The following is a 10,282-nucleotide window of genomic DNA, read 5'->3' on the forward strand; positions in this document are numbered from 1 at the left end:
TCGAACAGGCCGAGGCCGCGCTCGTCGAGCACTATCCACGGCTCGTCCGGCTCGCCTATCTGGTGCTCCCCCCGAGCCTCGGCCGCAACCGGCGCGTCCTGACCGCGCACGCCCTCACCCAGCGCGCGGGAGGCCCCGATGTCACCGCAGACGACACCGCAGACGTCACCGCCGTCACTTGGTCCGGAGTTCCACGACATCGCCAAGCGCGTGAACAACTGGGGCCGTTGGGGGTCGGACGACGAGATCGGCACGCTGAACCTAATCACCGACGACGTGATCCGGGCCGCCGCCACCGAGATCCGTACCGGCCGCCGCATCCCCCTCGCCCTCCCCCTCCAACAGGACGGCGTGCAGACGGGGTTGATCCCCGGCCGGATCAACCCCCTGCACGCGATGGTGCAGATCAACCAGGAACTCTTCGGCCCGGGAACGGTCGCGTGCAGCGACGACGCCGTGACGATGGGACTCCAGGCGGGCACGCACTGGGACGCACTGACCCACGTCTCGCACTCCGGGAAGCTCTACAACGGCCGCCCGGCCGGCACCGTGACCCCGCACGGCGGCGCCGAGTTCAGCGGGATCGACAAGGCCCGGCACATCGTCTCGCGCGGGGTCCTGCTCGACGTGGCACGCGCGCGTGGCGTCGATCGACTCGAAGGCGGCCACGCCGTCACCCCGGAAGACCTCGAAGCCGCCGAGGAGTTCGCCGGCACACAGGTCCGCGCCGGAGACATCGTGCTCGTACGGACCGGGCAGGTGCAGGTGTATCTGGCCGGCGACAAGCACGGGTACGGCTATCCGTCACCCGGGCTGTCGGTCCGTACGCCGGAATGGTTCCACGCGCGCGATGTCGCGGCGGTCGCCAACGACACCCTGACCTTTGAGATATTTCCGCCGGAAATAGACGACTTGTGGCTGCCGGTGCACGCTCTCGATCTGGTCGAAATGGGCATGGTGCAGGGCCAGAACTGGAATCTCGAAGAGTTGTCCACAGCCTGTGGACAAGAGAACCGCTACACGTTCTTCCTGTCGGCGATGCCCGAACCTTTCGTGGGCGCGACGGGAACCCCGGTGGCCCCGATCGCCATCCTCTAGGACAGTCCGGTTTTGACGAGGGCCGGACTTACGGTCGGATGGCGGCCCGCTACTGCCCGCCCCGAGCACGGCACCGCGTGCCGCCATCCGACTCCGGCGCCCCGTCCTGGCCCCCGGCCCCGAGGGGACCCACGCCGAACGCGACCCACACTCGCCGAGGGCCCCCGTCACCGAAGCCCTCGTCGTCCCCTCGCGGCGAATCGCTGCCCACAAGCGTGACCATGCGGTCACGTCGCGTCAACGCCCATCCGGGGATTTGTTCGGTAAGCCCCATTTATCGCAGGGCGCGCAAGGAAGCACAGCCCGGCGCATCTCCGCCCGGCACTTGCACGCAGCACCTACACGGCCTCGTACGCGAAGCCCTCGAACTCGAAGCCCTCGTACGCCGTGACACCGCCCCCGAACGCGGCCGCGGCCTCCCGGGGTTCACTGCTCCGGTCGATCTCGCACCAGATGCGCTTGCCGGTGCCCTCGGCGCTCCAGCCCCAGCGGTCGGCGAGGCCGTCCACCAGGGCCAGGCCGCGGCCGCCGGTCTCGTCGCCGTCCGCGCAGCGCGGTACGGGGGCCTTGCAGCTGGTGTCGGCGACCTCCAGCCGTACGGTGGCCGACTCGGTCGCCACACCCGGCAGGGAGAGCCGCAGCACGGCCGGACATCCCGTGTGCACCACGGCGTTGGTGACCAGCTCGGAGACGAGCAGGATCAGCGTCTCCGCGAGTGGTTCGTCGGCCTCTATCCCGGACCCGGCGAGCCGTGAGCGCGCCCACCGCCGGGCTCGCCCCACCTCAGCGGGGTCGGGCCGGATCTCCAGCTGCACTTGAAGCACCTGCACCGCTCACACCATCCGAACCGGCGGACACTTGGCCTCGCGCCTCACGAGGGCCACGATCGTAGCCATTTCCTGCATGACCAGAACAACGGCCAGAACAAGGGTCACGGAACGTGAATCCCTTGCGAGACAGCATGGTTGACGTTCAGTCACCCCAACAAGCGCTTCGGGCATATTCCAGCGCGAAGGAGTACGTGTGCGGGATACTGTGCGACGCTCACCGCGAGAAGTCGAACAGGCAGGGGTGAAAGCCTGTTCTGCCGTGCGAACGGCGGCGCGCACCGCCCGATCCGGGGCCGCCTCACAGGCAACACCGGCATGGCTCGTACCTTGAACCACTCGCATCCCACACAAGGTACCGGAGCCCACAGACGACTCCAGGCCGTGACGAGTCACGCGTAGGACACAACCCGATATCAACGCTCCGTGATTCCGCCGTGCCACGATCCGCGACACCGTTGTCAGGCCCGCTCCCGTCGCCGCAGGCCGGCGCCCCGCTAGGCCGCGCGGGCCAGCAGATCCGCCGCGAGCAACTCCTCACTCTCCGTGCCCCCACCGCCACGTTGAGCGCGCACCCACGCCCGTTTCAGGTGCAGATGGACCTCGGACTCCCAGGTGAAGCCCATCCCGCCATGCACCTGCAAACAGTCCCGGGCTCCCCGCACGGCCGCCTCGTCGGCCAACAACCGCGCCGCGGCGATGTCCACCGCATCCCCGGTCACGGCCGCCGCGTACACGGCGGCCCGCGCCACCTCCACCCGCACCAACGACTGCGCGCACAGATGCTTGACGGCCTGAAACGCCCCGATCGGCTGCCCGAACTGCTCCCGCGTCCGGGCGTGTTGCACCGCCAGCCCGCACACCCGCGCGGCAGTGCCGAGCTGCTCGGCAGCGGTGAGAAGAACAGCGACAGACTCGACACGCGCCGGAGCCGGCACCCGATGCAACGGCGTCAACGGATCCACCGACCGCAGCGCTACGGCCCCCTCGGCCCCCGGCAACACGACATCGGCCTCGTCCAGCCACTCCACAAGACTCCCGTCGACGGCGGCGACAACCGTCTCCCCGGTGGCCGCACCCGGCACCACCCCGGCAGCAAGATGAGTCGCCACCAAGGGCCCCGGCACCAACGCCCACCCAAGTTCCTCAAACACCAACACGGCTTCGGGCAGGCCGAGTCCGGCTCCCCCATCCACTTCCGGTAACCGAAGTGAGAACACCCCAAGCTTCCCAAGAGCCCGCCACAGACCCCGGTCCAGCCGAGGAGCGCCCTTTAGGGGCGCGGGACTGTATCTATTAGCGGCTCCGCCGCGGGGCGCGACCAGCCACGACGAACCCGCAGCCGACGAACGACCGACCACATCCCGCACAGCAGCCCGCAACGCCTCCTGCTCCCCGGTCAGTTGAAACCGCACCGCTCACCTCCCCTTCGGCAACCCAAGAATCCGCTCAGCCACAATGTTCTGCTGAATCTGCGACGTACCCGCGGCGATCGTGTACGACAGCGACGACAGCCGATCCAGCACCCAAGGCCGATCAAGATCAAGGGAGTTCGCCCCAAGGACATCCGCCGCAACGTCGTACAACTCCTGTCGCGCATGCGAATACCGCAACTTGAAAACCGACCCCCCGACCCCCGGCACTCCCCCACTCGCCTCGGCCTCACTCACATTCCACTGAGTAAGCCGCCACAACGCCCGGAACTCCGCGTTCAACCGCCCCAATTGACGCCTGAGCACCGGATCATCCCAGCGCCCATTCCGCCGCGCCTCCACGGCCAGTTCACCCAACACCCGCCGACAGGCGACAACTTCACCCACGAAAGCCGTACCCCGCTCGAACGACAGGGTCACCATGGTCACGCGCCACCCGTCGTTCTCGTCCCCCACCCGATTACCGACCGGCACCCGCACCTCGTCAAGAAACACCTCGGCGAACTCCGCAGACCCGGCCAGCGTCCGCAACGGCCGTACGGTGATCCCCGCCGCGTCCATGGGCATCGCGAGCCAGCTGATCCCCCGGTGCTTGGGCGCCGCAGGATCCGTCCGGACCAACAGCTCGCACCAGTCGGCGACTTCGGCATGCGAGGTCCAGATCTTCGAACCAGTCACCACATAGTCGTCGCCGTCCCGCCACGCGCGCGTGCGCAGTGCCGCGAGGTCGGAACCGGCGTCCGGTTCGCTGAAGCCCTGGCACCACACCTCGTCGCCGCGCAGCACCGGCGGCAGCCAGCGCTCCCGCTGCTCGGCCGTGCCCTCGGCGGCTATCGTCGGCCCGGCGTGCAACAGCCCCACGAAATTGGCCCCTACGTAGGGCGCGCCCGCCTTTTCCGTCTCCTCCAGGAAGATCAGCCGGGTCGTCGGGGACGCGCCCCAGTGCACGTCGGCGTACCCGGCGTCGTACAACATCCGCTGCCAGCCGAGGTCGTAGGCGCGGCGGGCCGGCCAGTCGTCCGGCGACGGCTTGGAAGGCAGCGTCGGCAGCACCTTCGCCAGCCACTCCCTCAAACGCCCCCGGAACTCGTCCTCCTCGGCCGTGTACGAGAGATCCATCAGCGATCCATCACCGGTCGAGGTCCAGGCCCAGCATGCGGATCGCGTTGCCCCGCATCAGCTTGTAGACCGTCTCGTCGTCGAGGCCCTTCACATGGTCGAGGGCGACCTCCTTGGTGTGCGGGAAGGTCGAGTCGACGTGCGGGTAGTCGGTCTCGAAGGTCGCGTTGTCCCGGCCCACCACGTCCAGCGAAGCGACGCCGTGCTTGTCGCGGAAGAAGCAGCAGAACATCTGGCGGTAGTAGTACGTGGAGGGCGGCTCGGGGATCAGGTCGCGCACCCCGCCCCACGCGCGGTGCTCCTCCCACACGTCGTCGGCGCGTTCCAGGGCGTACGGGATCCAGCCCATCTGCCCCTCGGAATAGGCGAGTTTGAGGGTCGGGAACTTCACGAGGACGCCGCTGAAGAGGAAGTCCATCATCGAGGCCATCGCGTTGTTGAAGGAGAGCGAGGCCTGTACGGCGGGGGGCGCGTCCGGTGATGCGGCGGGCATCTGGGAGCTGCTGCCGATGTGCATGTTGACGACGGTCCCCGTCTCCTGGCAGACCTCGAAGAACGGGTCCCAGTAGCCGGAGTGGATGGAGGGCAGTCCGAGGTAGGTGGGGATCTCGGAGAAGGTCATCGCCCGTACGCCGCGTGCCGCGTTCCGTCGGATCTCCTCGACCGCCAACTCGACGTCCCACAAAGGGATCAGGCACAGCGGGATGAGCCGGCCGCCGCTGTCGCCGCACCACTCCTCGACCATCCAGTCGTTGTAGGCGCGCACGCAGGCGAGCGCGACCTCCTTGTCGTGCGCCTCGGCGAAGGTCTGGCCGCAGAAGCGCGGGAAGGTCGGGAAGCAGAGCGAGCCCTCGACGTGGTTGAGGTCCATGTCCGCGAGCCGCGCCTTGGGGTCCCAACAACCCCTGCGCATCTGCTCGCGGGTGATGCCCTCCAGGGTCATCTCGTCGCGGTCGAAGCCGACGGCGGCGATGTTGCGCTTGTACGGGAACTTGAGGTCCTCGTAGATCCACCAGTCGGTGGGCGGGCCGTCCGGGTCCATCGTGATCTGGTATTTGCCCGCCACGTAGGCGAGTTCGCCGATGCCGGCGGTGAGCGGCTGGGGGCCGCGGTCCCGGTACTTCTTCGGCAGCCAGGTCTCGAAGAGGTGCGCGGGTTCGATCACGTGATCGTCGACGCTGATGATGCGGGGCAGTTCGGTGGTCATGGGTTCCCCTCCGGCGGGACGGTACTTATCTGATGACCCGTCAGATAGCATGTCACCTGACGAGTCGTCAGCCAAGGAGGGGGACCATGAACGAGACGCCGCACTCCCTGAGTTCCTCCCGCACCCTGTGGGAACTGGTCGCCCGCCGCGCCGAATTGACCCCCGACCGCCCGGTCCTCCTCCAGGACGACCGCGCCCTGACCTTCGGCGAGTTGCGCGACCGGTCGGAGCGCGTCGCGGCCGGTCTGTACGGCATGGGCGTCCGCCCCGGCACGGTCGTCGCCTGGCAGCTGCCCACCCGCGTCGAGACGGCCCTGCTCTCCTTCGCCCTGGCCCGCCTGGGCGCCGTACAGACACCGGTGATCCCCTTCTACCGCGACCGCGAAGTCGGCTTCGCGCTAAGGGAGTCGAAGGCGGAGTACTTCGCGGTGCCGGGCACCTGGCGCGGCTTCGACTACGCGGAGATGGCGCGACGGCTCGGCGCGAAGGGGATCTTCGAGGCGTACGACGGCGCTCAACTCCCGGACGGCGACCCGGCCTTGCTGCCGCCCCCGCCCACCGACGGCACCTCCGTCCGCTGGATCTACTGGACCTCCGGCACCACCTCCGACCCCAAAGGCGTGCTGCACACGGACCGTTCACTGATCGCGGGCGGCTCGTGCCTCGCGCACGCGCTGCGGCTGAGCGCGGACGACGTGGGGTCGATGGCCTTCCCATACGCGCACATCGCCGGGCCCGACTACACGGTGATGCTGCTGCTTTACGGCTTCCCGGCGGTGATGTTCGAGCAGTTCGCGCTCCCGGACGCGCTGGACGGGTACCGCAAGCACGGGGTGACGGTCGCCGGCGGCTCAACCGCCTTCTATTCCATGTTCCTTGCCGAGCAGCGCAAGCAGCCGGGGACCAAGGTGATTCCCTCGCTACGGCTGCTCGCGGGCGGCGGTGCGCCCAAGCCGCCGGAGGTCTACCACTCCGTCGTACGGGAGATGGGCGTCCAGCTCACCCACGGATACGGCATGACCGAGGTGCCGATGATCACGATGGGGGCGCCAGACGACACCGTGGAGAATCTGGCGACGACCGAGGGGCGGCCGCCGGACGGGATGGAGATACGGATCGCGGCGGGCGGGGAGGTGCGGTTGCGCGGGGAAGCCGTGTGTCAGGGGTACTTGGACCCGGCGCAGACGGCCGAGGCCTTCGATGGGGACGGCTTCCTGCGCACCGGGGACCTCGGGGCATTGACCGGGACCGGGCACCTCATCCTCACCGGGCGGCTGAAGGACGTGATCATCCGCAAGGGGGAGAACATCTCGGCCAAGGAGATCGAGGATCTGCTGGCCGCGCATCCGGGCGTCGGGGACGTGGCCGTCGTGGGGCTGCCGGACGCGGAGCGTGGGGAGCGGGTCTGCGCGGTGGTCGAACAGCCGCCGGGGGCAGGCGAGTTGACCCTGTCCGCCGTGACGGACTATCTGCGCGCGGAAGGGCTGTCCGTGCACAAGCTGCCGGAGCAGCTGGAGATCGTGGACGCCCTTCCGCGCAACGACGCCTTGCGCAAGGTGCTCAAGTACAAGCTGCGGGAGCGTTATTCGGATCCCGGGACTATTCAGGGACGGTGAAGTAGCGGGCGAAGGAGGAGATGATCTCCGCCTCGCCGACCTTGCCGTCGCTGTCCGTGTCGAGGGCGTCGGCCGCCATGGCGGCGATGTCGGCGGGCACGCCGAGGGCCTTGAGGACGCGCACGGTGTCCGCGATGGTGGCCGAGCCGTCGCCGTCCGGGTCCGCGACGTCGAGGGCCGCGTGCAGGAAGGGGCGGCCGATCTCGGCGAAGCGCTCCGGGTTGTCGCGCAGGCGCTTGACCGCTCCGTTCACGAACTCCTCGCGGCTGACGCGCTGGTCGCCGTCCCGGTCGGCGATGCCGGCCATGCCCTGCCAGAACGCCTCCGCGCCGATGTACAGGGCCTGGCCCTTGTCGGAGCGGGCCGCCGTACCGAACTCCGCGAGCAGCGCCTTGGCCGCCGAGCTGAAGTCCTCCCGGTCGATGAAGCCGTTGCCGTCCTGGTCGAAGGTGGCGAACCGGGCGGCGATCCGTCGCTCGTACTCGGTGCTGACCATGTCTTTCGGGCCGCCTTACTCATGTGGGGTGCGCTTGGCAGGGAGCGTACGACGCCGGGGCGGGTCCGGGAGCGGAAAACGACGCTTGTACCAAGACCGGGGAAATTCCGAAACAACGACGTCACGCCGTCAACCCACGGCGTCACGCCGAGAGGGGGTCCGCCTCGTCCTCGGGCTCGTCCTCGGGCGCCTCTTCTGTGGCCGTCATCACATCGGAATAGACGTCGAAGAGGCGGCGCACCCCGAGCGCGCCGAGGACCCGGTTGACGTGCGAGCCGTCGACCGCGCCCTGCGCCGGCAGCACCACGCGCAGGTGACCCTGGCAGGAACGGATCAGGCGGCGGGAGGCGATGAGCACGCCGACGCCGCTGGAGTCGCAGAACAGCACCTCGGAGAGGTCCAGGACCAGACTGTGCCGCCCCTCGGCCACCACGTCGTGCACCCGCTGGCGCAGCACCGGCGAGGTCACCAGGTCCAGTTCGCCGGACACGAGGAGTACGGACCAGCCGCCGCGCTCGCCGTCGTTCACTTTGAAGGCCACCATCGCGCCTCTCGCTAGCCGGAACTCCCGGAAACCGTCCGGAAACGGAAGCCGTACCTACGCTTCCTTGCAGCGCGGCTGCCCAGCGGCCGTTCCCTGAAACACGGGGGAAGAAACGGAAACCGTCCGGAAGAGGCTTGTTTTAGTCGCCTTCGATCCTGTTCGATCAGATGTGGGTGGGGTAGGCGCAGATCCGTTACCACTCGCGCCGCTTCGGGGGCGTGCAATTGCACAATGGGGGGTGCGCTGTCAGACGTGCCCACTACATTCGAAGAAACGGTGAGCGCACGCTTGACTCGGGCACAGGCACGGTGAGGGGGCCGCATGGCGACGAAGGACGCACCGCCCCGTTGGGACCGCAAGATGCAGCAGCGGCTGGCCCGCGGCGAGGCGGCGGCCCTCGGTGAGCTGTACGACCGCTTCGCCTCCCTCGTGCACTCCCTCGCCCACCGCGTGCTGGGCGACGAGCGCGCCGCCGACGGCATCACCCGCGAGGTCTTCGCCCACGTGTGGGAGCACCCCGACGCCTACGACCCCAAGCAGGGCCCCCTGCGCTCCTGGGTGGCCGCGCTGACCCACCGCCTCGCCGTGCAGCGCCTGCGCGCCACCGAGACCGTCGCCCTCGCCCACAGCGGCGAGGGCTCCACCGAGGAGCTGGAGCGCAAGGTCCGCCGCGCCTCCGTCGCCGCCCGCGCCGACTACATCGTCACGTCCATGCCCGCCCCGCTGCGGGCCGCCCTGGAGCTGGCCTACTTCCAGCGCCGTGACTACCGCCAGACCGCCGTCGACCTCGGCGTCACCGAGGACGAGGCCCGCCGCCGCCTCCGCCTCGGCCTCCAACTGCTGTCCACCGCCCACGACTCCGGCGCACCGCCGGGAGCGGGGGGTCGGGCGTGAGCGACGCGTGGCGGGAGGGCTTCGAGAGGCACGAGAGGTACGGCGAAGGGGCCGGGGAAGGTGAGGAGGTCGTGCCGGCGCAGGGTGGGTCCGGTGGTCCGGGTGGGCCTGCGAGGCCTGGTGACCCCGAGGAGGGCCGCCCTGTGAACGACGGCTCCGGGAACGGCGGTTCGGTGAACGACGACGGCATGCACGGCGGGCCGGACGATCCCGGCGGCGGCGGACCCGCGAACAGTGGTCCCGTGAGCGGCGACGGCGAGCCGCCGCGGATCCCGATGCCCCGTGCCTCCGTGGAGGACACCGGTCGCCCGCTGCCCGAGCTCGACGCGGCCGAGTCCCAGGCCGTGCCACTGGTCCTGGAACACCGGGTGCTGAAGGCTCTGCTCGGCGCGTGGGCGCTGGCCGCGTGTTCGGCGGCGGAGACGGCGGCCGTGGAGGAGCACCTCGGCGAGTGCGGTGCCTGCGCGGACGAGGCGCTACGGCTGCGCGGCGCGGTCGGGCTGCTGCACCCCGTCGAGCCCCTCGACCTCGACCCCGGCCTGCGCACCCGCGTCCTGACCAGTTCCTTCGATCGCCGGCCGCCGCGTATCCCGGTGCCGGAGTGGGCTACGCCGTACGACGCGGAGACCGCCCGCCTGGACGCCCTGTTGCAGGACATAGGTGACGCCGAGTGGCACGCGCCCGTGCGGCTGCGCTGGTTCGAGGGCGACGGGCCGACGAGCCGTCGTACGACTGTCGCCGGGGTCATCGCGCATCTGCTGACCGTCGACGGCCTGGTCGCGGCGGCACTGGGGCTCGACGACCCGCTGACCGGGGAGGCCGCCAAGGCCATGACGCCGGCCGCGCGCACCGAGGCGTATTGGAACTCGTCGCACTTCCCGCCGACCGGTCGCCCCAGATGCCGAGGAGGTCGTCGACGGCCTGCCGCCGCAACTCCAACTCTAGGTTGGGTAGCAGTAGATGAACGGTCAGCGACAGGGAACCATGTAGGGGGAAGGTGGTCAGCATGTTCGACAGGCCCCGCAAGTCCTTCGCCAGATTCCTCAAG

11 protein-coding genes are annotated in these 10,282 nt (G+C 69.5%); 4 read left to right on the plus strand and 7 right to left on the minus strand.

From position 1 onward, the window contains the following. Nucleotides 1-200: hypothetical protein (locus tag ACNFOC_RS43580; RefSeq protein WP_416964556.1), on the minus strand; the 200-nt coding region annotated here is incomplete at its 3' end. Here ACNFOC_RS43580 and ACNFOC_RS43585 point away from each other — a divergent pair. Then, nucleotides 139-1,098 (plus strand): cyclase family protein, encoded by a 960-nt coding sequence (locus tag ACNFOC_RS43585; RefSeq protein ID WP_416964546.1) that lies wholly within the window; start codon nucleotides 139-141, stop codon nucleotides 1,096-1,098. The two genes, ACNFOC_RS43580 and ACNFOC_RS43585, sit on opposite strands and share 62 nt — an antisense overlap. A gap of 338 nt (nucleotides 1,099-1,436) precedes the next feature. Here ACNFOC_RS43585 and ACNFOC_RS43590 read toward each other — a convergent pair whose 3' ends face one another. The 4 genes from ACNFOC_RS43590 to ACNFOC_RS43605 all read right to left on the minus strand — a co-directional run bounded on the left by ACNFOC_RS43590 (nucleotide 1,437) and on the right by ACNFOC_RS43605 (nucleotide 5,684). Continuing rightward, entirely contained in the window at nucleotides 1,437-1,913 is a 477-nt protein-coding gene (locus ACNFOC_RS43590; RefSeq protein ID WP_416964554.1) for an ATP-binding protein, read from the minus strand. Between the two features lie 509 nt (nucleotides 1,914-2,422). Beyond that, nucleotides 2,423-3,340, minus strand: coding sequence for an acyl-CoA dehydrogenase family protein (locus ACNFOC_RS43595; protein WP_416964547.1), 918 nt, complete (start codon nucleotides 3,338-3,340; stop codon nucleotides 2,423-2,425). 3 nt (nucleotides 3,341-3,343) lie between these two features. Then, entirely contained in the window at nucleotides 3,344-4,477 is a 1,134-nt protein-coding gene (locus tag ACNFOC_RS43600) for an acyl-CoA dehydrogenase family protein (protein ID WP_416964548.1), read from the minus strand. Nucleotides 4,478-4,487: 10 nt separating this feature from the next. Continuing rightward, a complete protein-coding gene (locus tag ACNFOC_RS43605; RefSeq protein WP_416964549.1) occupies nucleotides 4,488-5,684 on the minus strand; it encodes an amidohydrolase family protein in 1,197 nt (398 codons plus the stop codon). Nucleotides 5,685-5,770: 86 nt separating this feature from the next. Between ACNFOC_RS43605 and ACNFOC_RS43610 the strand changes: the two genes are divergently transcribed. After that, on the plus strand, nucleotides 5,771-7,300 hold the full coding sequence (locus ACNFOC_RS43610; protein WP_416964550.1) for a class I adenylate-forming enzyme family protein: 1,530 nt from the start codon (nucleotides 5,771-5,773) through the stop codon (nucleotides 7,298-7,300). Here the strand turns inward: ACNFOC_RS43610 and ACNFOC_RS43615 are convergent. Together ACNFOC_RS43615 and ACNFOC_RS43620 are read right to left on the minus strand one after the other, a co-directional pair. After that, nucleotides 7,284-7,796: an EF-hand domain-containing protein gene (locus ACNFOC_RS43615; RefSeq protein ID WP_416964551.1), complete on the minus strand. Its 513-nt coding sequence runs from the start codon at nucleotides 7,794-7,796 to the stop codon at nucleotides 7,284-7,286. The two genes, ACNFOC_RS43610 and ACNFOC_RS43615, sit on opposite strands and share 17 nt — an antisense overlap. A 142-nt stretch (nucleotides 7,797-7,938) precedes the next feature. Continuing rightward, complete coding sequence (locus ACNFOC_RS43620) at nucleotides 7,939-8,340, minus strand: STAS domain-containing protein (RefSeq protein ID WP_416964552.1); 402 nt, start codon at nucleotides 8,338-8,340, stop codon at nucleotides 7,939-7,941. A gap of 321 nt (nucleotides 8,341-8,661) precedes the next feature. Here ACNFOC_RS43620 and ACNFOC_RS43625 point away from each other — a divergent pair, with 321 nt between their 5' ends. Next, complete coding sequence (locus ACNFOC_RS43625; RefSeq protein ID WP_416964553.1) at nucleotides 8,662-9,234, plus strand: sigma-70 family RNA polymerase sigma factor; 573 nt, start codon at nucleotides 8,662-8,664, stop codon at nucleotides 9,232-9,234. A 188-nt stretch (nucleotides 9,235-9,422) separates the two neighbouring features. Next, nucleotides 9,423-10,282 (plus strand): zf-HC2 domain-containing protein (locus ACNFOC_RS43630; protein ID WP_416964555.1); only part of this gene is annotated, 860 nt, incomplete at its 3' end.

It is taken from the genome of Streptomyces colwelliae, from assembly GCF_048158785.1.
Taxonomy (GTDB): domain Bacteria; phylum Actinomycetota; class Actinomycetes; order Streptomycetales; family Streptomycetaceae; genus Streptomyces.

Excerpts from the sequence above, each read along its gene's own strand:
- ACNFOC_RS43625 (WP_416964553.1), top strand. The coding sequence starts at position 8,662 with ATGGCGACGAAGGACGCACCGCCCCGTTGGGACCGCAAGATGCAGCAG.
- ACNFOC_RS43600 (WP_416964548.1), bottom strand. The coding sequence starts at position 4,477 with ATGGATCTCTCGTACACGGCCGAGGAGGACGAGTTCCGGGGGCGTTTG.
- ACNFOC_RS43585 (WP_416964546.1), top strand. The coding sequence starts at position 139 with ATGTCACCGCAGACGACACCGCAGACGTCACCGCCGTCACTTGGTCCG.
- ACNFOC_RS43610 (WP_416964550.1), top strand. The coding sequence starts at position 5,771 with ATGAACGAGACGCCGCACTCCCTGAGTTCCTCCCGCACCCTGTGGGAA.
- ACNFOC_RS43605 (WP_416964549.1), bottom strand. The coding sequence starts at position 5,684 with ATGACCACCGAACTGCCCCGCATCATCAGCGTCGACGATCACGTGATC.
- ACNFOC_RS43615 (WP_416964551.1), bottom strand. The coding sequence starts at position 7,796 with ATGGTCAGCACCGAGTACGAGCGACGGATCGCCGCCCGGTTCGCCACC.
- ACNFOC_RS43620 (WP_416964552.1), bottom strand. The coding sequence starts at position 8,340 with ATGGTGGCCTTCAAAGTGAACGACGGCGAGCGCGGCGGCTGGTCCGTA.